Origin of the sequence: Algibacter aquimarinus (assembly GCF_039543265.1) — a bacterium.
In the GTDB taxonomy this organism is placed as follows: Bacteria; Bacteroidota; Bacteroidia; order Flavobacteriales; family Flavobacteriaceae; genus Algibacter_B; species Algibacter_B aquimarinus.
This window is the reverse complement of record NZ_BAABJK010000004.1, coordinates 801,622-826,900: the sequence shown is the minus strand read 5'-3', so window position 1 is coordinate 826,900 and position 25,279 is coordinate 801,622. Positions and strand designations below refer to the sequence as shown.

At 33.6% G+C, this 25,279-nt stretch carries 18 protein-coding genes and 1 tRNA gene; 13 read left to right on the top strand and 6 right to left on the bottom strand.

What is annotated here, in order from left to right; genetic code table 11:
- Window positions 1-6 precede the first annotated feature (6 nt).
- A complete protein-coding gene (locus ABD939_RS06475; RefSeq protein ID WP_345165944.1) occupies window positions 7-2,787 on the top strand; it encodes a carboxypeptidase regulatory-like domain-containing protein in 2,781 nt (926 codons plus the stop codon).
- A 149-nt stretch (window positions 2,788-2,936) separates the two neighbouring features.
- Window positions 2,937-3,018, top strand: a tRNA-Tyr gene (locus tag ABD939_RS06470).
- Window positions 3,019-3,098: 80 nt separating this feature from the next.
- On the opposite strand, the gene metK is transcribed toward ABD939_RS06470, so the two are convergent.
- Window positions 3,099-4,352, bottom strand: a complete 1,254-nt coding sequence (gene metK / locus ABD939_RS06465) for a methionine adenosyltransferase (RefSeq protein WP_345165942.1) — start codon at window positions 4,350-4,352, stop codon at window positions 3,099-3,101.
- A gap of 604 nt (window positions 4,353-4,956) precedes the next feature.
- On the opposite strand from metK, the gene ilvD reads away from it, so the two are divergent.
- From ilvD to azu, 7 genes are all read left to right on the top strand, one after another.
- Window positions 4,957-6,636: a dihydroxy-acid dehydratase gene (gene ilvD / locus ABD939_RS06460; protein WP_345165939.1), complete on the top strand. Its 1,680-nt coding sequence runs from the start codon at window positions 4,957-4,959 to the stop codon at window positions 6,634-6,636.
- Between the two features lie 50 nt (window positions 6,637-6,686).
- Complete coding sequence (gene ilvB / locus ABD939_RS06455) at window positions 6,687-8,420, top strand: biosynthetic-type acetolactate synthase large subunit (protein ID WP_345165936.1); 1,734 nt, start codon at window positions 6,687-6,689, stop codon at window positions 8,418-8,420.
- Between the two features lie 11 nt (window positions 8,421-8,431).
- Window positions 8,432-8,965, top strand: coding sequence for an acetolactate synthase small subunit (ilvN, locus tag ABD939_RS06450; protein WP_345165934.1), 534 nt, complete (start codon window positions 8,432-8,434; stop codon window positions 8,963-8,965).
- 21 nt (window positions 8,966-8,986) lie between these two features.
- Complete coding sequence (gene ilvC, locus ABD939_RS06445) at window positions 8,987-10,462, top strand: ketol-acid reductoisomerase (protein WP_345165931.1); 1,476 nt, start codon at window positions 8,987-8,989, stop codon at window positions 10,460-10,462.
- Between the two features lie 123 nt (window positions 10,463-10,585).
- The gene (ilvA, locus tag ABD939_RS06440) at window positions 10,586-11,851 is read left to right on the top strand and encodes a threonine ammonia-lyase IlvA (RefSeq protein WP_345165928.1); all 1,266 of its coding nucleotides are present in this window, start codon (window positions 10,586-10,588) and stop codon (window positions 11,849-11,851) included.
- 163 nt (window positions 11,852-12,014) lie between these two features.
- Window positions 12,015-13,607 (top strand): NADP-dependent glyceraldehyde-3-phosphate dehydrogenase, encoded by a 1,593-nt coding sequence (locus tag ABD939_RS06435; RefSeq protein ID WP_345165925.1) that lies wholly within the window; start codon window positions 12,015-12,017, stop codon window positions 13,605-13,607.
- 17 nt (window positions 13,608-13,624) lie between these two features.
- Complete coding sequence (azu, locus tag ABD939_RS06430; protein ID WP_345165922.1) at window positions 13,625-14,131, top strand: azurin; 507 nt, start codon at window positions 13,625-13,627, stop codon at window positions 14,129-14,131.
- Window positions 14,132-14,141: 10 nt separating this feature from the next.
- On the opposite strand, the gene ABD939_RS06425 is transcribed toward azu, so the two are convergent.
- From ABD939_RS06425 to ABD939_RS06405, 5 genes are all read right to left on the bottom strand, one after another.
- The gene (locus tag ABD939_RS06425) at window positions 14,142-16,952 is read right to left on the bottom strand and encodes a TonB-dependent receptor (protein ID WP_345165920.1); all 2,811 of its coding nucleotides are present in this window, start codon (window positions 16,950-16,952) and stop codon (window positions 14,142-14,144) included.
- 84 nt (window positions 16,953-17,036) lie between these two features.
- Window positions 17,037-17,429 carry a transmembrane 220 family protein gene (locus ABD939_RS06420; protein ID WP_345165918.1) on the bottom strand — a complete coding sequence of 131 codons (393 nt, stop codon included), beginning with the start codon at window positions 17,427-17,429 and terminating at the stop codon, window positions 17,037-17,039.
- A gap of 93 nt (window positions 17,430-17,522) precedes the next feature.
- A complete protein-coding gene (locus tag ABD939_RS06415; RefSeq protein WP_345165916.1) occupies window positions 17,523-18,323 on the bottom strand; it encodes a 3-keto-disaccharide hydrolase in 801 nt (266 codons plus the stop codon).
- A 19-nt stretch (window positions 18,324-18,342) separates the two neighbouring features.
- Window positions 18,343-18,975 (bottom strand): gluconate 2-dehydrogenase subunit 3 family protein, encoded by a 633-nt coding sequence (locus tag ABD939_RS06410; RefSeq protein WP_345165914.1) that lies wholly within the window; start codon window positions 18,973-18,975, stop codon window positions 18,343-18,345.
- Between the two features lie 4 nt (window positions 18,976-18,979).
- Window positions 18,980-20,692 (bottom strand): GMC oxidoreductase, encoded by a 1,713-nt coding sequence (locus tag ABD939_RS06405; protein WP_345165911.1) that lies wholly within the window; start codon window positions 20,690-20,692, stop codon window positions 18,980-18,982.
- A 145-nt stretch (window positions 20,693-20,837) separates the two neighbouring features.
- On the opposite strand from ABD939_RS06405, the gene ABD939_RS06400 reads away from it, so the two are divergent.
- The 4 genes from ABD939_RS06400 (at window position 20,838) to ABD939_RS06385 (ending at window position 25,276) form a co-directional block, all read left to right on the top strand.
- A complete protein-coding gene (locus ABD939_RS06400; RefSeq protein WP_345165909.1) occupies window positions 20,838-21,869 on the top strand; it encodes a helix-turn-helix transcriptional regulator in 1,032 nt (343 codons plus the stop codon).
- 91 nt (window positions 21,870-21,960) lie between these two features.
- Window positions 21,961-22,920: a sugar phosphate isomerase/epimerase family protein gene (locus tag ABD939_RS06395; protein ID WP_345165907.1), complete on the top strand. Its 960-nt coding sequence runs from the start codon at window positions 21,961-21,963 to the stop codon at window positions 22,918-22,920.
- Window positions 22,921-22,948: 28 nt separating this feature from the next.
- Entirely contained in the window at window positions 22,949-24,121 is a 1,173-nt protein-coding gene (locus tag ABD939_RS06390; RefSeq protein ID WP_345165904.1) for an MFS transporter, read from the top strand.
- 6 nt (window positions 24,122-24,127) lie between these two features.
- Complete coding sequence (locus tag ABD939_RS06385) at window positions 24,128-25,276, top strand: Gfo/Idh/MocA family protein (RefSeq protein ID WP_345165902.1); 1,149 nt, start codon at window positions 24,128-24,130, stop codon at window positions 25,274-25,276.
- The last annotated feature ends 3 nt before the right edge of the window (window positions 25,277-25,279 follow it).

Sequence of the window (25,279 nt, the reverse complement as noted above, 5' to 3'; positions counted from 1 at the left end):
CAAAAAATGAAAAAAATAATATTACTACTTTGTTTATTAGTTGCTGGAAATTCTTTTTCACAAATAAAACTATCAGGTATAGTTAAAGATAGTATAGGTAATCCTTTAGAATTAGCAAACATTATAGCTATAAATGAAACTACAAGTGCCTTAGAATCTTATGGAATTACAGATTCTGATGGAAAATACTTGATTGCCTTAGGAAAAAACGAAAAATACAAACTGCAGGTTAGTTATGTAGGTATGAAAACTTTTAATGACGTTATTGAAACAAAAGAAGCCAATATAACTAAAGATTTTACTCTGGCTCTTGATAACTCTTTAGAAGCGGTTGAGTTAACTTATGAAATGCCAGTAACCATTAAGGGAGACACTATTGTTTACAATGCAGACTCTTTTAAAAATGGATCAGAACGTAAACTTGAAGATGTTTTAGAAAAATTACCGGGTGTAGAGATAAATGATAGTGGACAGATAGAAGTTGAAGGAAACAGAGTTCAAAAAATAACCGTAAATGGAAAAGATTTTTTTGATGGAGATTCTAAATTAGCAACCCAAAATATACCATCAAATGCTGTAGATAAAATTGAAGTTTTAAGAAATTTCTCTGAGGTTGGTCAGTTACGAAGTGTTACTAACAATCAAAATAGCGTTGCTATAAACATTAAACTTAAAGAAGGAAAAGAAAATTTTTGGTTTGGTGATGTTACAGTAGGTGCAGGAACAGCACCATCACCTAACGACGAGCTGTATTTAGTGCAACCAAAGTTGTTTTATTATAGCCCTAAGTATAGTGTCAATGTTATTGGAGATATGAATAATATTGGTGAGCCAGCATTATCAAACAGAGATGTTCGTAGTTTTGGTGGAGGATTTAGATCACCAAGTAGAGATAGCGGAACAAATTTAAATTTAGGAAATAACGGACTTAGTGGTTTAACGTCTGCTCAGAACGCACAACAAGTAGAGTCCAAACTTTTAGCTACAAATTTTAGTTATTCACCCAATCCGGCGCTAGATTTAAGTGGGTTCATTATTTACAACACAACAAGATTAAATACACGTCAAGAAAGCTTTATTAGGTACACAGATCCTGATTTAGGGATACCGGATGAAGAAACTACTAATACAGGTCGAGAAGCATCAGATCAAGGTTTGGCAAAATTAAGTCTATCTTACAAACCAAACGCAAATAATCAATTAGATTATGATGTTTTAGCCCGATTATCAAAGGATGAAGAGCGACAAGCAGAATTATCATCTGTTATTGGAACAACATCACAATTAGATCAAGTAACACCATTTAGTATTAATCAAAATTTGAATTACTACTACACACTTAATGAGAATAACATATTTGCGTTAGAGGCTCAGCATCTAATCCGTGATGAAGACCCCTTTTATAATGCTTTTCTGAATAACGATCCTACAAATAATGATAATGGTATTGATGATGACCCAAATACTATTGATGAAGATGCTTATGATGAAACAGCTGAACAGTTAGGGTTGAATCGAGATTTAGATTTTTACAGATTAGGACAAAATCGCCAAGTGAAATCAAATCAATTAGATGCTAAAATAGATTACTATAATATTATAAATCCCAAAAGTAATATTAGTTTCACTTTAGGGACTATTCTGAGTCGTCAGGATTTTAACTCTGATATCTTTCAATTTTTGGATGAAACGGGTTCTAATAATACACAGGCAATAAACCCAAATATAGACGATGGAGAAGGGAACGTTTTAGGAGGAGTAAATGATACGCAGTATAATTTTAGTGATATTTATTTAGCAACCAGATACAATGTAAGAACAGGTAAGTTTACCTTCAGACCAGGATTATCTGTTCATGCCTATGGGAATCAAAATATTCAATTTGGAGAAACCTTTGAAGATAATTTCTTTAGGATTTTACCAGAATTTGAAGCTCGTGTTCAGTTTAAGAAGTCTGAAAGCTTAACGTTTAATTATCGTATGAACAACCAGTTTACAGATGTAACCAGTATTGCAGAAAATATTGTGCTCAATAGTTTTGATGCGATAAGTTTTGGTAACGCTGAACTTCAAAATGGACTGTCTCATGTTTTAAGTTTAAACTATCGTAGTTTCAATTTATTTAATAACACAAATGTTTTTGCTGGTGTTACTTACAATAATAATATTGATCAGATTAGGAGAGATGCTGTTTTTAGTAACGTAATTTCCACAGGAACATTTTTTAATTCCCCTTTTGCAGATGAAAGTTTATCTGCTTTTGGTAGTTGGCAAAAACGATTTGGTAAAATACAGACCAGATTATTTACCAGATTTAATTATAGTTTGCAAAATCAATTTATTGGAGATAGACAGTCTGTGAACGAGAATTTTACTCAAACATACAGGCCTGAAATAAGAACGAACTTTAGAGAGGCACCTAACGTAAGATTACGCTATACTTATACAGTGAGAGATGTAAATCAGGGTTCAAGAAGCACACAGATTATTACAAATTCTCCTTCTGTTAGATTTGATGCATACATTTGGGATGCCTTAACGTTCGTAACAGATTATGCATATACAAATCAAAACGATGGTGTTAATTCAGATTCTTTCCAAAGATGGAGTGCCCGTTTAGGTTATAGAAAAGATAGGGATGCCAAGTGGGAATTTGAAATACGAGCAAATAATATACTTAATATAGATGCAAATATTAGTAATAATATAGGTACGTTTTCTGTAAGAAATGATGCTGTATTTCTTCAGCCAAGGTTTGTAACATTCAGAGTCATATATACGTTGTAAAAATACTTTTGTTTTGTTGATAAAGCCCATTATTTATAATGGGCTTTATCGTTCTATAAATATTTAAGATATTATGTTTAAAAAGAAATATAAATTGCAATTTTTCCTTTGAAGAATTAACAAACAATAATATATTTGTGCCTTGTTTTGGGGAGATACTCAAGCGGCCAACGAGGGCAGACTGTAAATCTGCTGACTACGTCTTCGCAGGTTCGAATCCTGCTCTCCCCACTTAACAAAAAAAAGCCTGCTTTTGCAGGCTTTTTTTATCCACTAAAACTAGTAGTTTTGTTTAAATTTTTAAATAAGTTTTATAGCCCAAAAGCTTCTTTAACTTGGTCTACATAATCTAACTTTTCCCAAGTAAATAATTCTACATCCAAAGTTTTCGTTTCGCCGTTTGGTTGTGAGAATGTTTTTGTAACTGTTTCATTTTTCCTGCCCATATGTCCATAAGCCGCTGTTTCACTATACATTGGCGAACGAAGTTTTAAACGCTCTTCAATAGCGAATGGACGCATATCAAAAATTTCAGATACTTTTTCTGCAATTTCACCGTCAGTCATATTAAAAGCACAAGTACCGTAAGTATCTATAAAAATACCCATAGGTTCTACAACACCAATAGCATAACTTACTTGAACTAAAACTTCGTCGGCAACACCGGCTGCGACTAAATTTTTTGCAATATGCCTTGTAGCATAAGCAGCACTTCGGTCTACTTTACTTGGGTCTTTACCTGAGAATGCCCCACCGCCATGAGCACCCTTGCCGCCGTAAGTGTCTACAATTATTTTTCGTCCTGTTAGTCCAGTATCTCCATGAGGGCCACCAATTACAAATTTACCAGTTGGATTAATATGATAAGTGATTGAGTCGTTAAATAATTTTTGAGCAGATTCTGGAAGTTTTGCTACCACTCTTGGAATTAAAATCTCTACAATATCTTTTCTGATTTTTGCAAGCATAGTATCATCATCATCAAAATCATCATGCTGTGTAGAAACTACTATGGCATCGATGCGTTGTGGTATGTTATCATCGCTGTATTCTATGGTAACTTGGCTTTTAGAATCTGGTCTTAAATAAGTGATATCATTATTTTCACGACGTAACTCAGCAAGTTCTACTAAAATACGATGTGATAAATCAAGCGCCAGAGGCATAAAATTTTCTGTTTCATTTGTAGCGTAGCCAAACATCATACCTTGATCTCCAGCACCTTGTTCTTCTTTACTTCCTCTGTCTACACCTTGGTTAATCTCTTCAGACTGTTCATGAATTGCAGAAAGAACTCCACATGAATTACCATCAAACATGTATTCGCCTTTTGTGTAACCAATCTTGTTTATAGTATCTCTCGCAATTTTTTGAACATCTAAATAGGTTGTCGATTTTACTTCACCAGCAAGAATTACTTGCCCTGTTGTAACCAATGTTTCACAGGCTACTTTTGATTCAGTGTCAAAAGCTAAAAAGTTGTCAATTAGAGCATCACTAATTTGATCTGCTACTTTGTCTGGGTGTCCTTCAGATACACTTTCTGAAGTAAATAAATAGGCCATTAAAATGTATTTTAAGTAAGATTTGACGATAACGTCTCAGGAAGTTTACACTGCCTTTAGCATTTTTATTTTGTACTAATTTTACTTAGTGCAAAAGAGGTTGCAATCAGTCAAATCTTTCCTCTGTTATTTTGTGATGCAAAAATAAAAAAATAATAGAAATTAAAATCACTTTTCTTCTTTTTTACTAATAAATAGGATATTAATTTTTATTTCTAAATATTTGTACTATCTGTATGAAAAAACAAATTTTAAATATAGTTTCTATTATTGTCATTGTGATTATTTCACAAGGATAAGGAAGCTGTATTTATAAATTAAATAAATATTATTAGCCTTCCCGAAACGGAAGGCTTTTTTATTATACATTTTCATTTTTTTGAACATCATAAAAATATCAGCTTAAAGCACAGTGAATCAAATAGTTGAATTATTTTTTTGTAGTATGAATTTAACCATAAAAATTAAAGAATAGTATAAATAAGTTGTTAATAAATTAATTTCGAGCAAATTTTCGAGTTTTATTGAATTTTTAATAAAAGTCTTAAATAGTTTAGAATCTTGAATTGAAATAAGTAAAAGCATTAAATTATTTTAAAAAATAATGAAAGAACTCAATAAACATAGTAAAAGGCTTACTCAAGATGAATCTCAACCAGCATCTCAAGCCATGTTATATGCTGCAGGATTAACTGATGAGGATATGAGTAAAGCTCAAATAGGAATTGCTAGCACAGGATATGATGGTAATCCGTGTAACATGCATTTAAATGGGCTGAAGGATGAAGTAAAAATTGAGTGTAATATAGCTGGTTTAGTTGGTTTAGGGTTTAATACAATTGGCGTTAGTGATGGTATTTCTATGGGGACCTCCGGGATGAACTACTCTCTTGCATCTCGAGATATTATTGCAGATTCTATTGAAACAGTTATGAATGCCCAAAGTTATGATGCCTTAGTAGCTATTGTTGGGTGTGATAAAAATATGCCTGGAGCAGTAATGGCCATGTTACGTTTAAATCGCCCATCAATAATGATGTATGGAGGCTCAACAGCATCAGGAAATTACAAAGGAAAAAAACTGAATATAGTATCGGCTTTTGAAGCCTTAGGTCAAAAAGTGGCAGGAGAGATTGGTGAAGATGAATATAAAGAAATAATAAAAAGAGCGATTCCAGGTGCAGGAGCATGCGGTGGTATGTATACTGCAAATACCATGGCATCGGCTATAGAATGTATGGGGTTTGCATTACCTTATAACTCTTCCATACCTGCTGAGAACCCTAATAAATTATCAGAAAGCGAAAGAACAGCTATAGCTATTAAAAATCTTTTGGAATTAGATTTAAAACCTTTAGATATTATTTCTAAAGAATCCATAGAGAATGCCGTTACACTAGTTAATGCTCTAGGAGGTTCAACCAATGCTGTATTACACTTTTTAGCGATTGCGCATGCAGCTGATATTGAGTTTACATTAGAAGATTTTCAACGTGTAAGTGATAGAACTCCTTTAATTGGTGATTTAAAACCTTCAGGAAAGTATTTGATGGAAGATGTACATAGTATTGGAGGAATTCCAGCTATCATGAAATATTTGTTAGAAAACGGTTTTTTACATGGAGACTGCATTACAGTTACTGGAAAAACACTAGCTGAAAATTTAGCAGATGTGGAGGCTATAGAGTTTGAAGAACAAGATATTGTTTATCAAAAAGAAAACGCATTAAAGAAATCAGGAAACTTACAGATTCTTTATGGAAATTTAGCGGTTGATGGAGCAGTAGCAAAAATATCAGGAAACGAAGGTTTATTGTTTGAAGGTAAAGCAGTGGTTTACGATGGTGAGCAAGCAGCAAATACAGGGATTTCAAACGGAGAAGTAGAAAGAGGAGATGTAGTCGTCATTCGTTATGTAGGTCCTAAAGGAGGCCCAGGTATGCCTGAAATGTTAAAGCCAACATCACTTATTATGGGTGCTGGTTTAGGTAAATCTGTAGCATTAATCACAGATGGACGTTTTTCTGGTGGAACACACGGATTTGTTGTTGGACATATTACTCCGGAGGCACAATCAGGTGGAAACATTGGTCTGTTAAAAACAGGCGATAAAATAAGAATAAGTGCAGAGGATAACTCAATTAATGTTTTGCTTTCAGATGAAGAATTAGCAGAAAGAAAAGCAAAATGGGTTCAACCTGCTTTAAAACATAATAAAGGAATATTATATAAATATGCAAAGTCAGTAGCATCAGCTTCAAAAGGCTGTGTTACAGATGCATAAAATTGTCATTCCTGCATATGCAGGAATCTCATCATTAAACGTTGAGAACTATGAAAACACAAACAATCAATAATAAACAAGAGGTGGCAGAAAAAACAGAACGTATAACTGGTAGTGAAGCTATAGTAAAGAGCTTGATAGCTGAAGGCGTAGATATTCTTTATGGATATCCAGGAGGCGCTATCATGCCTGTTTATGATGAATTATACAAATTTCAAGACCAGATTCATCATGTGTTAACACGTCATGAGCAAGGTGCAGCACACGCAGCACAAGGGTATGCGCGTATCTCAGGTAAAGTTGGTGTTGCTATGGCGACATCAGGACCAGGAGCTACTAATTTAATTACAGGTATAGCAGATGCTCAAATAGATTCTACACCACTTGTATGCATTACAGGTCAAGTATTTTCTCATTTATTGGGGAGTGATGCGTTTCAAGAAACTGATATAGTTGGTATTTCTACGCCAGTTACAAAATGGAATTGTCAAGTTACCAAAGCAGAAGATATTCCTGCTGCATTAGCCAAAGCATTCTACATAGCTAAAAGTGGAAGACCAGGGCCAGTTTTAGTTGATATTACTAAAGATGCTCAAGTTTCTGAGTTCGATTTTAAATATGAAAAATGTACGGGTATAAGAAGTTATAAGCCTGTTCCAAAAACAAGTCAGGAGTCTATTAATGCGGCTGCGGAGTTAATTAATAATGCCAAGAAACCAATGATTGTTTGGGGGCAAGGTGTTATTTTAGGTGAAGCAGAAGCGGAACTTAAAGCTGTAATTGAAAAAGCAGGAATTCCTGCTGCATGGACTATTTTAGGTGCTTCTGCATTGCCAACTTCACATCCATTAAATATTGGTATGGTTGGTATGCATGGTAATTATGCGCCAAATAGACTAACCAATGAATGTGATGTATTAATTGCTATAGGAATGCGTTTTGATGACCGTGTAACAGGTAGTTTAGATACTTATGCAAAACAAGCAAAAATCATCCATTTTGATATTGACCCAGCAGAAATTGATAAAAATGTTAAAACTGATGTTGCTGTTTTAGGTAATTCTAAAGAAAGCTTAGCTATGCTTTTAAATGCTTTAAATAAAAACACTCACGAATCTTGGTTACAAGAATTCAAAGATTTATATGCTATAGAATTTGAAAAAGTAATTAATGACGATATCAACCCAACGAAAGAAGGGTTAACGATGGGAGAAGTATTAAAGCAAATAAATATTGAAAGTGAAGGAAAGGCGGCTATTGTTTCTGATGTTGGACAGCATCAAATGATTGCTTGCAGGTATGCTGATTTTAATGTTTCAAAAAGTAATATTACTTCAGGTGGTTTAGGTACTATGGGCTTTGCGCTTCCAGCAGCTATAGGAGCTAAAATGGCAGCACCAGAACGCGAAGTTGTTGCTATTATTGGTGATGGTGGTTACCAAATGAACATTCAAGAATTAGGAACCATTTTTCAGCAAAAAACAGCAGTAAAAATTGTGGTATTGAACAATGAATTCTTAGGAATGGTACGTCAATGGCAACAATTATTTTTCGATAAACGTTATGCGTCTACAGAAATGACAAATCCGAATTTTGTTGCCATTGCAGAAGGCTATTACATAAAAGCCAAAAAAGTAACTAAACGAGAAGAGTTAGCAGAAGCTGTAAAAGAAATGATGATTTCAAAAGAATCATACTTCTTAGAAGTTTGTGTAGAGAAAGAGGATAATGTATTTCCAATGATTCCAGCAGGAGCATCGGTTTCAGATATAAGATTAAGTTAAGATTTATAGACATGAGTGAAGATATAAAAACATTTACGATATCCATTTATACCGAAAATAACATTGGTTTATTAAATCGTATTTCAGCAATTTTTCAACGTAGGCACATTAATATAGAAAGTTTAACAACATCGCAATCTGAAATTGATGGTGTTAATCGTTTTGTTATTGTAGTTAATATGACTGAAACCAATGCCATAAAAATTGTTAAACAAATTGAAAAACAGGTTGAAACTATTAGAGCATATTATCATACAGATGAAGAAACTATTTTTACTGAATCATGTATGTTTAAAATAAAATCTGAGTTATTATTTGATGAACCTCAAATTCAAAATATAATAAAGGAAAGTGACTCTAACATCGTTACCGTAAACAAACAATTTTTTGTGCTTGAAAAATCAGGTAGAAGACATGAGATAGAATCTTTAAGGCGTGATTTAAATGTCTTTGGAATCATGCAGTTTGTGCGCTCAGGTCGTATTGCGGTCACAAAAGACGAAATGAAAATAACTGAAATGCTATCAGCATTCAATAACCAATAATAATTACAATTAAATATAACAATGGGAAATTATTTTAACACACTATCTTTAAGAGATAAATTAGATCAATTATCGAAGTGTAGATTTATGGACGCTTCAGAATTTACAGATGGCGTAAACGCATTAAAAGGTAAAAAAATAGTTATCGTAGGCTGCGGTGCTCAAGGTTTAAACCAAGGGTTAAATATGAGAGATTCTGGTCTAGATATTTCTTATACATTGCGTGATGCTGCCATTGCTGAAAAGCGTCAGTCTTTTATTAATGCTACAGAAAATGGATTTAATGTTGGTACTTACCAAGAGTTAATTCCTACTGCAGATTTAGTTTTAAACTTAACACCAGACAAACAACATACAAGTGTTGTAGGTGCAGTTATGCCTTTAATGAAAAAAGGAGCAACATTATCTTATTCTCATGGTTTTAATATTGTAGAAGAAGGAACTCAAGTAAGAGAAGACCTTACGGTTATTATGGTAGCGCCTAAGTGCCCAGGAACAGAAGTAAGAGAGGAATATAAAAGAGGTTTTGGTGTCCCAACATTAATAGCGGTTCATGACGAAAATGATCCAGAAGGAAAAGGTTGGGCTCAAGCAAAAGCTTACGCAGTTGCTACTGGTGGAGATAAAGCTGGTGTTTTAGCATCGTCTTTTATTGCTGAAGTGAAGTCCGATTTAATGGGAGAGCAAACTATTCTTTGTGGGTTATTACAAACAGGTTCAATACTTTGTTTCGATAAAATGGTTGAAGAAGGTATTGATGCAGGTTACGCTTCAAAATTAATTCAATACGGATGGGAAACTGTAACAGAAGGTCTTAAATATGGTGGTGTTACTAACATGATGGATCGTCTTTCTAACCCAGCAAAAATTAAAGCGTTTGAATTATCTGAAGAGTTAAAAGATATTATGCGTCCATTATTCCAAAAGCATATGGATGATATTATTGAAGGTCATTTCTCTGCTGGTATGATGGCAGATTGGGCTAATGATGATAAAGATTTATTAGGATGGAGAGCTGCTACAGCTGAAACTAACTTCGAAAAAACACCTGCAGGAGATATTGAAATATCAGAGCAAGAGTATTACGACAATGGGGTTTTAATGGTTGCTATGGTGAGAGCTGGTGTGGAATTAGCTTTTGAAGCGATGACAGATTCTGGAATTATTGATGCATCTGCATATTATGAGTCTTTACACGAAACACCGCTTATTGCAAACACTATTGCAAGACGTAAATTGTACGAAATGAATTCTGTTATTTCTGATACAGCTGAGTACGGATGTTACTTATTCGATCATGCATGTAAGCCTTTATTAACAGATTTTATGAAGAATATAAAAACAGATGTTATTGGAAAGCCTTACGCCAAAGATAATGGTGAAGGTGTTGATAATGCAAAACTTATTGAGGTAAATGCGGCTTTAAGAAATCATCCTGTTGAAAAAGTAGGTGAATTTTTAAGATCGTCTATGACGGCAATGAAACCTATAGTATAGTACAAAACAACTAAACTAAACTATAATTACTTTGTACTATTAAGCCTGTTAGACTTTAAACCTGACAGGCTTTTTTTATTCTTATAATGTTTAATTCTATAACTTTTTAAAAAATAAAAAAAGATGAATAAGGAAAAAAACACATATTTTCCTGAAATTGAAGATATCAAAAGAGCAGCTGAAAACATAAAAAAGGTTTCAGAAGTAACCCCTTTAGGCTACAGTTTAAGATATTCAAAGCAATTTCAATCTAATATTTTTTTTAAAAGAGAAGACTTGCAACAAGTTCGTTCTTATAAAATTAGAGGTGCTTACAATAAAATAAGTTCTTTAAACACAAGTCAATCATCTTGTGGTGTTGTTTGTGCTAGTGCGGGTAATCATGCACAAGGTGTTGCTTTGTCATGTAAATTACTAGAGATAAAAGGAACTATTTATATGCCTGCACCAACTCCAAATCAAAAAGTGGAGCAGGTTAAAATGTTTGGAGAGGATTATATAGATATTAAATTAGAAGGCGATACTTTTGATGATGCTTATCATGCAGCCATGATTGAATGTAGCGAGTTAGGAAAAACATTTATTCATCCTTTTAACGACGAAAAAGTTATTGAAGGTCAAGCAACAATAGGTCTAGAAATTATACAACAATCTGATATCCCAATTGATTATGTTTTTATAGCCATAGGAGGTGGAGGGTTAGCTGCTGGATTATCAACGGTCTTTAAAATACTATCTCCAAACACAAAAATTATTGGGGTTGAGCCTGAAGGTGCGCCTTCAATGAAAACTTCTATTCAGAATAATAAAAATACAACGCTAACAACTATTGAAAAATTTATCGATGGGGCCGCCGTAAAACGTGTAGGAGATTTAAATTTTGAGATTTGTAAACAAAATCTAGATGGTATAATAACCGTTCCAGAAGGTAAAGTTTGCGAGACTATTTTAGAACTTTATAACAAAGATGCTATTGTCGTTGAACCCGCTGGTGCTTTAAGTATTTCTGCATTAGATTTTTATAAAGATGAGATAAAAGGAAAGCATGTTGTTTGCGTAGTTAGTGGAAGTAATAACGACATAACAAGAACACCAGAAATTAAAGAACGTGCTCTACTATACGCTAATTTAAAGCATTATTTTATTATTAATTTTCCACAGAGAGCTGGTGCTTTAAAGGAGTTTGTTGTTGATATTTTAGGAGAGAATGATGATATTACATATTTTCAATATGCCAAAAAAACTAATCGCGAAAATGGATCTGCTGTTGTAGGAGTACAATTAAAATCAGCTTCAGATTTAAAACCGCTAATTGATAAAATGAAGCATCATAAATTTTTTGGTGATTACCTTAACGACAAGCCAGATTTATTTCAGTTTTTAGTTTAATTAGGGTTTTATTTTACACTTTTTAACTAAAACGTTTGCGTTTTAATTTCTATTAATTCTAATATAAAGTATGCGGTTTTTTTTATTAGAACCGTATATTACAGGATAGTTGTCAATTAACTTAAAGGTAGTTTAGCTAAATTATTAACAAAAATTTCACCTCATGAAAGTAAAGTTTCAAGATATTCCAGAAGCATACAAAATAGATTCGCTTTTACACCAAAAAACATATTTAGTAAATGGAGAGTTGAAAAATTGGAATGGAGATACGGCAGAAGTATACTCAACCATTTCATCAACATCAAAATATAAGCAAACACTTTTAGGGACTATACCTCAATTAGGAGAAAAAGAAGCATTACAAGTATTGGATTCTGCAACTCAAGCTTATGATAATGGAAAAGGTCTGTGGCCAACTATGAAAGTTGCTGACAGAATTGCTTGTATGGAATCTTTTGTAGAACAAATGAAAACTAAACGTGAAGAAGTTGTAAAACTTTTAATGTGGGAGATTGGTAAAAATCTTCCTGATTCGCAAAAGGAGTTTGATAGAACAGTCGATTATATATATGATACTATTGAAGCTTATAAACAAATAGATAGAGACTCTGCTAAGTTTGAAAAAAACTCTGGAGTTTATGCACATATTCGTCGAGGTCCATTAGGAGTTGTTTTGTGTTTGGGGCCGTATAATTATCCTTTAAATGAAACGTTTACGCTGTTAATTCCAGCATTAATTATGGGTAACCCTGTAATATTTAAACCAGCAAAACTTGGAGTGTTATTAATATCTCCATTATTAGAAGCTTTTCAAAGTAGTTTTCCTGAAGGTGTTGTAAATATTGTTTATGGTCGTGGTCGTGTTTTAGCCACACCCATTATGCAATCTGGAAAAATAGATGTATTGGCTTTAATTGGAAACAGTAAATCTGCAAACGCATTACAATCGCAACATCCAAAAGGAAATAGATTACGTATGGTTTTAGGTTTGGAAGCAAAAAATCCAGCTATTATATTGCCGGATGCCGATTTAGATTTAGCTGTAGAGGAGTGTATTGCGGGAACATTATCTTTTAATGGACAACGTTGTACCGCTCTAAAAGTTATTTATGCTCACGAATCTATTGTAGAAGAATTTAATAGACGATTCGCTTATAAAGTAGACCAGCTTAAGTTTGGAAACCCATGGGAAGATGGTGCTAAATTGACACCTCTACCTGAAGAAGATAAACCAGCTTACATTCAAGAATTAATTGATGATGCAAAAGAAAAGGGTGCGAAAGTTTTAAACAAAAAAGGAGGAGAAACCAATGAGAATTTTATATTCCCAGCTATACTTTATCCAGTAACCAAGAATATGCGAGTTTTTAAAGAAGAACAATTTGGTCCCGTTGTTCCTGTGATATCTTTTTCAGATATAGATGAACCACTAGATGATATGGCAGAATCTAATTACGGACAACAAGTAAGTTTGTTTGGAAAAAATGTCCATACATTATCTCCATTAATTGATACTTTAGTAAATTTGGTTTGTAGAGTTAATTTGAATAGTTCATGTCAACGTGGACCAGATGTCTACCCATTTACAGGAAGAAAAGATTCAGCCTTTGGGACATTAAGTGTTCATGATGCTTTACGTTCGTTTTCAATAAGAACTTTTGTGGCGTCTAAAGACAATGAGTATAACAATGCCATATTAACTGAATTACTTGAAAAGAAAACGTCTAACTTTATAAGTACTGACTATATTTTGTAATTAAGAAATATTAAAGAATGAAGAAATTTAAGCTATTATTAGTATTGCTACTAGCTATTTTTATTACTGCTTGTGGAGGTAAAGAAGAAAAGAAAAAAGAGGGATTTTCTTATGAAAAAAAGTCTACATCTTCAGAACAAGTTGAAAGCAACCCAAACGATGTTGTAATTACAGGTAATGATGGGATGCAATTCAATAAAACAGAAATTAAAGTTGAAGCTGGTAAAAAGATAAAGATTACTCTAAGGCATATTGGTAAAATGGATAAAAATGTTATGGGACACAACTTTGTTTTACTTAAACAAGGTGTTAATTTAATGGCATTTTCTAATCAAGCTGCTACAGCTAGTAAGAACGATTATATCCCAGAAGGGACACAAGATGTTATTGCTCATACCAAAATGCTTGGAGGTGGAGAAACTGCTGTAATTGAATTTGACGCACCAGCTGTTGGAACATATGAATTCTTATGTAGCTTTCCAGGACATTCAGGTTTAATGAAAGGAAAGTTTATAGTTGAGTAATAAATAGTCTTTAAAAGCTATAGTTTAAACTTAATAAAGCTCGACGTCTTAAAACAGGGAAAACCACAAAACTAGCATCAGGATTTGCAGAAACAAAATCAGGAGTAGCACCGTTGGCATTTGCACCAAAACTGTTTGCTCCAAAAAAGTTAGCCAAACCTTCAGAATTAAATAAATTGGTTACCAGTATGTTTGCTGATAAGTGATTACTTATTTTGTAACCCGTGCCTAAATTAAAAATACTATAGGCAGCAAGTTCAAATCCGTTTGCAACGTTACCTTGTCTATTCCCCATATATTGCCATTTTAAAAATGCAGAAATCTTATCTTTTTCAAACTCTGTGCTTAAATTAAACATCAATTTTGGGTTGAAGGGTAATATGTTTCCAGAATAATCAATAATACTATCATCACTAGTATCAACACTCCCAGCTGCATCGTAAATATTCCATTCAAGTGCTTTTGGGTTCTGTATAACACCATTAAACTTAAAGGCTAAATAATCAAAAGGCTTGTAAATACTTTCCCATTCAAAACCAATAGTTTCAGAAGTATTAAACTGAATGGGTGTGTAAAATATACTATTATCATCGCCATCAAATTCAAAATTGGCAATACCAATATTTTTTAGCTGACTCCAAAATGCAGTTCCTGTAAAAGAAGCTCTTTCAGAATCTAGTTTAATACCAAGTTCTGCTTGCAATATCTTTTGAATTTCTCCTTTTTGATTTATTGGAACATTAGAGAAATTATTGAAATAGTAATTTAATTCCGGAGCTTTATTTCCTTTGGAAAATCTACTAAATAAAGCAGCATTATCATTAAACTTATAATTTATACCAGCCGAATATGACAAATAAGTGTAATTATATTTAAAATCATCAGTTTCTCCAGTGGGTGCGTTTACACTTTTATCGTAAGCTGTTGTAATATCTCCATCAATACCTCCAGGTGATCCCGCTGGTGCAAAACGATCTTTACTTCCGTTATGGGCTACGTTCTCAAATCGGAGACCTAAATCTAAATGAATTTTGTCTGAAACTTTCCAATGGTCGTTAGCAAAAGCTGCTATTTGATTCACTTTTGCATTAGCATTTACGTAGAACAAACCGCCATAATTACTAAGCCCGTTTTCATCAGATAAAGACAATACAGGTTGTCCGGGATTTTCCAATGTTACTTGTAACATTCTTGGGTTGGGCTCATAAGTTACATAAGCAAAACTACCTTGTGTAAATAATGATGTGCTTGAATGTGCAGCCACAAAACCCGTAGAGAAATCGTGATTATCCCATTTCTTTTGAAGCGTGAATTCGTTCATCCATTCGTCGGCACTCATATCTTTATACCAAGCTGAAGTTCCCATAATAGCATCATTTGGCAAACTACCAGCGGTTAAATACTGGGCAGGATTACCTGATAAAATACCACTATTATCTAGTCTTGCAACTTCATTTCCAGAACGGGCATCTTTAAAAACAACTTGACCAACTGGGAAATCTGCACCGCTTATAAAGTAAGCTAATGGATTATTAAGTGATACAAAAGCATTACTTATTGAGGTTTGCCAATTCGCATTTTTAGCCGAGAATTTAAAATTGTTTTTTAATGTTAATCTGTTTCCTAAATCATGATTAAAGTCTAACCCAAAAGCTAAATCTTTAGCATGAACACCTTGTGCTGGATTGAAACTATTAGACATGTTTAAGTTTCGTCCGTCAGGAATACTGCCATTAAAACTAGGCATTAATAAAGAAGTTGAATTAAAATCTTGACCAAATGCAGCCTTTGGGTTATCCCAATTTGTTGCAGCTACACCGGTATACCTGTTTGTTTTATCGTCTAATAATTTTCCGTATAATTTAAAGTAGCCTTTATTGGTATTCTTAATTACATTGAATTTGAATTGTCCGCCATCACTAAATGTAAATTCATTATCCCTAGCGCCATCATCTTTCCTATAATGCCCACCAGCATTAAAATACCAGTTATTACCTAAAGGTCCTCCAATATTTGTATCAACTCTATAAAGCGCGTTATTACCACCTTGAGCACCAGCAGATAATTGTAACTCTCCGCCAAACTTATTACTTACATCGTGAGATATAAAATTATAAATACCTCCAGGTGCATTAAGTGATGTTATAGCTGCACTACCTCCTCGAATAGCTTCCAGTTTTTTTGTGGTTAAATCTACTCGGTGAAAAAGATCAGGACTGTAATACGAATGCTGAATTAAACTTACAGGAAGACCGTCTTCTTGTAAAGACACATAGTACCAACCCATATCATCTTCAGCAGAGGCGGAAATACCACGAGTATAAACTCTAGTGTAAACCTCACCAGCAGATGCATCTGTAAATGTTCCTGGAACATTTTGAAGTAAGCCAGCTGTTCCTTGTGGGTAGGTTTGTTTTATGTCTTTCTGTCTTAGAATACTAATAGCAGTTGTAGATTCCAATTGAGTTCTAGGATCAAATGTACCAGTAACTACAACTGTTTGTAGATTTAATAAGTTTTCTTGTAAAACAAACGAAAGTGATAGGTTTTTGCCTAAAACTTTAATGGACTCATTTATTGGTTTTAAACCCATATAAGAAATGCTTATGGAATAGTTTCCATCAAGAATATTCTGTATTTCAAAAAAGCCATTAACATTTGTGTAACCTTTATATTTTGAAGGGTTAAGAGCTATAGAAACACCTTCTAAAGAATTTCCATTACTATCAACCACATTACCACTAATTGTAGATTGCGAGAAACCTGAAATACTTAAAAGGGTAATAATTATTAAAAGTAGTAGGTTAAAAAGTCTATTCATTTTTTTGATTGATTTGAGAGTTGTTTTAAACAAAATAAATGCAAAAATAAGCCAATTGAATGAATTTGGAAAAGAGATTATGTTTTACTTAGGTTCTGTTTTTAATTTAAGTTGATATATAACACCTAAAGCCGCTATTACCAGTCCAATAAATTCTCTAGTGCCTTCTAAATAAGGTTTGTCGTAAACCATTTCACCAAAAATCTCTTCTTTATTTTCTGTCTGTAAATAATCTATAAATAAAGAAAAATGAAAAACCGCATAACCTAACAACCCAATTGTAAAGAAAATTAAAACGTAATTAGGTATTCTTTTAAAATTAGAAATTAAGCAAGTTAGTGCTACGAGTAAATAAATGGTAAACCATAAAAGTCCATCAGGATCGTTGAGTTGAACAACTGCAAAAACAACAAAAAGAAAAAAAAGGATATAGTTGATTACTTTTTGTCTCTTGCTAGGAATAGGTGATGTTTTCATAATAACAAATTTATGGCTAAATTTTAGTTATTAATATAAAGTGGCTTGTAAATTTAAACCTTAGATTTCACTTTCAATTTTTTTAAACACATTTTAATGAAGCTCTAAAATTTCAATTTTTTTAAACTCCACAGGATGACTTTCACTTTGCAGTGAAATATAACCACTCTTCAAAGGTTGATTTTCTTTTGATTTCCAAAATTCCATATTGTAGTCTACTTTGCCACCAATGTGAGGTTTAGTATATTGAAGTACTTCTTTACCATTAATAAAATGTTTAATTATAGAGTCGTTTCTTACTTCAATTTCCACGTTAACCCATTGTTCGCCATGATATGTTCTAGAAGATGATTGAATGATGTGTTCTGTCACTAAACTGTCATTATATTTTACGTGAGTACCAGGTGTACATAAATTACCAGTAGAACGTTTGTCTAAACCATTTCCTCCTAAAAGTTGGACTTCAATAGATACAGGGAAATTTTGATTTATACCCATATTTTTTGGATCTTCACAATGTATCATGATACCACTATTTCTTAGAGCCCATGGTCTGCCTCCTAAAATTTGTTCTCCAGTAAAACGATAAACCATTCTAAAGCGATAATTACTGTATGGATTTTTGTAAAAAATATGCCCAAAAGCATTATTAAATGAATCATATGCTTTATAGGAAACTTTCATAACACCGTCTTCAACTAAAAACGTATTATTGTAATTATCTCCAAAGGCATGTCCTTTAATTTTAGGAGTCCAACCTGTTAAATCTTTTCCGTTGAATAGCGATTCCCAATTTTCAGATACTTTAATTATTTCTTTTTTTTCAGGTTTTTTATTACACCCAACCAAAAAAACTAGCAAGATTATTAGAACTAAATTTGAAAAGTTTTTCATAAAGAATTTATTTGTTTTATTAAGACCAAGCTCTGCCATTAGGAATTTCTTCCATAGGTATGCAACCATTATAAGCACCGGGAACGGGGTCGTAATTTAATACTTCTTCACCAACTTTTTCTGATGTGAAGTAGCCAAATAATGTGTACATTTTTACAGAAAGTAAAAATTTGTATGTTAAGTAGTTGTCTATATTAGAGTCTTTTACTTTTTGAATAGGAAGTTTTTGTTCTTTTAAAACAACTTTTGTTTCCTCTTCAGAAATTTTAAAATAAGAAGCAAATAACGTTTCAAATTGCTCTTTATTCCCTTTAGCAACTTCTATGTTAAATTTATTTGTAAACTTTTCTGCAAAAAGCGTTGCCCCTTTTTTAAATAGTGTTTTGTTCTCATCCTTTTCTATATCATTGTACATCAAATCTAAAAACTGAGGTGCGTTAATATTAATATCTATTGCTCCAGGAGTATCACTGGCTGGTAATATAATATCTGATAAATGAATAATAATATGTTTCTCATCAGAAGACAAAAATAAAGGTGTCCATGTATCGGTTTCAGAAGTGCACGACGATAACATATTAAAAATTGTTGGAGCAGCAACTGTATAGCCCAAACTCATACTTAAATTTTTAAGAGCGGTTCTTCTATCCATAGTATTAAGCTTTTTTATTCTTTTTAAATTCTGCAGCTGCATGATTAGCTGCTCGTGCTGTTATTGCCATATAGGTTAATGATGGGTTTTGGCAAGCAGATGAAGTCATGCATGCGCCATCTGTAACATAAACATTTGGGACTGCATGTATTTGATTGTATTTGTTTAATACAGATGTCTTAGGGTCGTGTCCCATTCTTGCAGCACCCATTTCATGAATAGCTATACCAGGAGTACTTTTAGGGTTGTGGCCTTTAACATCACTGAAGCCAGCAGCTTTTAGCATTGCTACTGCTTGATTCATTATATCTTTTTTCATTTTTAATTCATTTTCTCTAAAGGTAACATCGAAGTTCACGGTTGGTAAACCCCAATCATCTAATTTATCATAATTTAAGGTCATTTTATTGTCGTGGTAAGGTAGGCATTCTCCAAAACCTCCCATGCCAATGCGCCAATGACCAGGTTTCATCAAGTCTTCTTTTAAGTCTTCCCCATAGCTAAGTTCTCCCATACCACTTTTCCAATTTGTTCTGCTAGCACTTCCCTGATAGCCATAACCACGTAAAAAATCTTTTTGCTTAGTCTTTTCATCTAAATTTCTAAAACGTGGAATGTAAAATCCATTTGGTCTGCGTCCTTTATAATACATATCTTCAAAACCATCAACTTTAGCTGAGGCTCCAGATTTTGAAGTATGATCCATAATATTGTGTCCTAGCTCTCCACTGTCATTCCCTAAGCCATTGGGAAATCTTTCAGACTTTGATTGCATTAAAATACTAGCTGATCCTATTGTTGAGGCACAACTAAAAATGATGGACGCTTTAAAAAATATTTTTTCATGAGTTTCTGCATCGATAATTCGAACACCTGAAGCTATACCTTTCTCTTCATCATAAACTATTTCATAGGCGATAGAGTTATGTCTAAGGTGCATATTGCCTGTTCTCTCTGCAGCAGGTAAAGTTGATGAGTTACTGCTAAAATAGCCTCCAAACGGACAGCCTCTAACACATCTATTTCTAAATTGGCAATTAGAGCGCCCTTCATGTTCTGCGTCACCAGTTTTATGAGCTGTTCTTCCAATGGTTAATAAACGATCTTCAAAATTTTCTTCAATTTTCTTTTGTAGTTCAAGCTCAACACAATTTAATTCCATGGGTTTGGATAATTTCCCATCGGGTAATTGCGAAAGCCCAAGATTTTGACCTGACACACCAATAAATGTTTCTACTTTATCATACCAAGGCGAAATATCTTTATAGCGAATAGGCCAATCTACGCCATGTCCATCTTTTTTATTGGCTTCAAAATCCAAATCACTTAATCTGTAAGATTGTCTTGCCCACATAAGCGATCGTCCACCAACATGGTAACCTCTAATCCAATCAAAAGGTTTTACTTCATTATAAGGATGTTTAAAATCGTTAACAAACCAGTGTTGGCTATACGGGCTTAATATGTATGACTTATTTTGTTTTGGCTGCAGAGCTACATCCTCAGGGTTTTTGGCGCCTCTATGTTTTAAATCCCAAGGATCTAAATGCATAGTTGGGTAGTGTTCAATATGTTTAACTAATCGCCCTCGATCTAAAACCAATGTTTTTAATCCGTTTTCACATAATTCTTTAGCAGCCCAACCTCCGCTAATTCCAGTGCCTATAACAATGGCATCATAAACAGTTGGGTACTCAGTTATTGCTTCTTCAGCCATTTATTGCTTTTTTGATAAATTAAAAATAGATGTTTTTGTGCAAATTTGATATTAACATTCAATAAAATAAGAGAAATTAATAATTAAATTCTTAATTATTCGAAAATTAACTAATTTGCACTGTATAAATGTTCAAATTATTTCAATGAAAATAAATATACAAGAAATTCAACCTTATGAGGCTGATGGAGTTGTTTATCATGCGGATACGTGTTTGCCTTTAGTTGATGCAGCTAAACGTAAAAAAATAAAATTTAAAGCGCTTGCGAGACATACTTATCCGGGCGATCGTTTAGATGAAAATACTTTGGGGTTAAATAGTATAGGCTATTGGGATGCTAATGAGCCTCAAGATTGGGGTTTAGATTGGCACAGAAATGAAGGTATTGAGTTTCATTTCTTAGAAACAGGAACAATGCCTTATGCTCAAGAAAACAAAGAGGTTGTGTTAACTCCTAATCACTTAACCATTACTAGACCTTGGGAAGCGCATAAAGTAGGCGACCCTTGTGTTGGGATGGGGAAATTCTATTGGGTTATTATTGACTTAGGAGTTCGAAGGCCTCATCAAGATTGGACTTGGCCAAATTGGATATCTTTGACGCCATCAGATTTAACAAGGCTTACAACTATTTTAAGACAAAATGAAAAATCAATTTGGAAAACAGACCAGCGTGTTCGCGACTGTTTTCTGCGTATTGGCAAAGCTATAGATACTGACAAGAAAGGGAGTAACGCTTCAAAAATAAGATTATTAATTAATTACCTGTTGATTCTGTTATTGGACTTAATGAATACTGGAGACATTGTATTGAATGAATCTTTAACAGATAGCTTAAGAAGTGTGAAATTATTTTTAAACGAATTAGATAAAAACCTTTCTGAAAATTGGACTATAGAGCTTATGGCTGAATCAGCTGGGGTTGGTGTTACCAGGTTTACATATCATTGTAAAAGATTAACAAATGTAACACCAATGCGCTATTTAACCATGAAGCGTTTGGGTTTATCTAAAAAATTACTTGAAGAAAATAATAAATTAAGCATAGCAGAGATTGCATATATGTGTGGTTTTGCAACAAGTCAATATTTTGCAACAGTATTTAAGAAGTACGAAAAGTGTTCTCCAAACACTTACAGGTTAAAATATACCATAGATAATTTTCAGTTTACTTAAATTGTTTAAAATATTTCACTGAATAAAAACACACATTATTTTAAAATCTATTATTTATTTTCACGAGAACATTAATAATATTTAACGAATTATGAAACGAAGGCAATTTATATCAAGAACCACTAAAGCCTCCATGGGTTTGGCATTTTTAGGTATTCAAGGGTGTAAAAATGATGTTAAAAAGTCTGTAGCTAGTGATGAAATTTTTAATGAAGATGTTAATTTGTTTTTCAAAATCTCTTTGGCGCAATGGTCATTGCATCGAGCTTTGTTTGATGGGAAAATGGATCATTTAGATTTTGCGGCGAGGTCTAGAAGTTTTGGTTTCGAAGGTTTGGAATATGTTAATGCATTTTTTAAAGATAAAGCAAAAAACATGGGCTATTTGAAAGAAATGAAATCAAGAGCGAATGGTGAAGGTCAAGAAAATGTTTTAATTATGATTGACGGTGAAGGTGCTCTTGCAAATCCAGATAATAATGAGAGAATAACTGCTACTGAAAACCATTACAAATGGGTAGAAGCAGCAAATTTTTTAGGCTGTCGTGCTATCCGTGTTAATTTAGCTGGAGGTATCGATAAGCAAGAAGCTGTAAAGGCAAGCGTTGATTCGCTTTCCAAACTTTCTGAGTTTGCCAAAGGTTCAAATATTAATATTTTAGTTGAAAACCACGGAGGTTTCTCATCAAATGGTGAATGGATGAATAATGTGTTTTCTCAAATAGAAAATGAAAACTGCGGAACATTACCAGATTTTGGAAATTTCTGCATTACCAAAGATAAAGAGCGTAATTGTTTAGAGGCTTATGATAGGTATAAAGGTATGGAAGAATTACTCCCTTTTGCTAAAGCGGTAAGTGCAAAGTCTTATGATTTTGATGCTAACGGTAACGAAACAACTATAGATTTTATGAAAGTGATGAAAATGGTAAAGGATATTAATTATACTGGATTTGTAGGCGTTGAATATGAAGGCAAACGCTTATCTGAAGATGATGGTATAAAAGCAACCAGAGATTTATTGCTTAAAGTAGGCAAACAACTGTCTTAAAAATAAAACCAACCAACCTAAATGAATTATGGAAAAAATAAATAAGAATAGACTTTTTTTAGCTAGTTGTTTAGCCCTTATTACCACAGCAATGACCTTTGCAATTCGTGCGAGATTAGAAACCGTTTTTGGACCAGAAGGTGTAGGACTTACTTTAGAGCAAATTGGCTATGCTTTTGCTCCTGCTTTTTTTGGATTTACAATAGCCATGATTATTGGCGGACCGTTAGTAGATTTATTAGGTATTAAAAAAATAACATGGATGGCGTTTATAACGCATGCTATTGGCATTTTGTTAACGCTGTTAGCAGATTCTATGACTTCTCTATTTATTGCAACACTTTTTATAGGAATTGGTAATGGCTTTGTGGAAGCTGCCCTAAACCCCATGGTAGCATCAATGTATCCTGAGGAAAAAACTAAAATGCTAAATCGCTTTCATGTGTGGTTTCCTGGAGGTATCGTAATTGGTGCGTTAGTAGGTTGGCTTGTTATGGATATTTTAGGATTAAGTTGGCAAGTTATGGTAGGCACTTTGTTTGTGCCTTTAATAATTTATGGATTTTTGTTTTTAGGGCAAACTATTCCGGTAACAGAGCGTGTGCAGTTGGGTATTAGCAATAAAAAAATGTTTTCAAGTATTTTAAAGCCTTTGTTTTTATTCATGGTAGCCTGTATGTTTTTAACTGCAGCGTCAGAGTTGGGGACTACACAGCGTATAGAATCTTTGTTAAAAGCATCGGTAGCTAAACCTTTGTTAGTATTAGCATTTATTAATGGTATTATGGCTTTGGGGCGTTTATTTGCAGGACAGGTGGTACATAAATTAAGTCCTTCGGGAATGTTGCTGTATTCCGCAATATTTACTTTTGTTGGACTGTGGTTGCTAACCATATCTAGCGACGGAATGACGTTTGTAGCAGCGGCAGTTTTTGCGGTAGGCGTTACTTTTTTTTGGCCAACAATGCTCGGTTTTGTAGCAGAGTATTTACCAGAAACTGGTGCTTTGGGACTTTCTATAATGGGAGGCGCAGGTATGTTTTCGGTATCAATCGTATTACCTGTAATGGGAAATTTAATGGATAATGCAAGTGCCTCTGAAGCGCTAAGAACGATGTCAATATTACCAGCGATTTTAATTATGGCTTTTTTAGGATTGCACATTTATATGAAAAAACGAAATACTAAAGTAACAGCTTAAATAAATATGAGCAAAAAATTAAGAATGGGAATGGTTGGTGGTGGTGCTGGCTCCTTTATAGGAGATGTGCATAGAAAAGCAGCAGCTATAGATGGGATGATTGAATTGGTATGTGGTGCATTTAGTAGTACTGCTGAAAAATCAATTGCTTCTGGTTTGGCATTGCATTTAGATGAAAATAGGTGTTATGGTACTTTTGAAGAGATGATTAAAAAGGAAGCTACTTTACCCGAAGAGATTAGGATGGATTTTGTAGCTATTGTAACGCCAAATCATATGCACTTTCCGCCAGCTAAAATGGCTTTAGAATATGGTTTTCATGTGGTTTCGGATAAACCTGTAACGCTTACTTTAGAAGAAGCAGAAATACTTCAAGATATTGTAGCAAAAAGCGGAAAATTATTTGCTTTAACTCACAACTACACTGGTAATTCTATGGTAAAACAAGCCAAGGCTATGGTGGCTAAAGGCGAACTAGGTACTATTAGAAAAATTCAAGCGCAATATTTACAAGGGTGGTTATCGACGTCTTTGGAGAAAACCGAGCAAAAACAAGCAGCCTGGAGAGTAGACCCAAAGCGTTCTGGTATTGGTGGAGCTTTGGGAGATATTGGTACGCATGCTGAAAATCTAATTGAATACATTACCGGACTAAAAATAAAGGAAATTGCCGCAGATTTAGGTCGATTTGGTGAAGGCAGAGTTTTAGATGATGATGGTAATATGCTGATACGAATGGAAAATGGTGCAAAGGGAACAATGTCTATTTCGCAAATTGCTTTAGGTGAAGAAAACAATTTAGCCATTAAAGTGTATGGTACAAAAGGTAGCTTGGAATGGTATCAAGAAAACCCAAATGAATTGATAACACGTTGGTTGGACGAACCTAAAAAAATATATACCCCAAATGGAAATGGTTTGCATGATGAAGCCTTGGAAGTATCGCGTATTCCTGCGGGACATCCTGAAGGGTATTTAGAAGCGTTTGCTACTATTTATAAAAACTTCGCCACACATTTGAATGCGGTTAACGAAGGAAAAAAAATTAAGAAACCGGATTACCCAACGGTTGCCGATGGTGTTAGAGGTATGAAATTTATTTATGCGGCTGTTGAGAGTGATAATAACAATGCGGCTTGGACGAAAATAAACTAGATT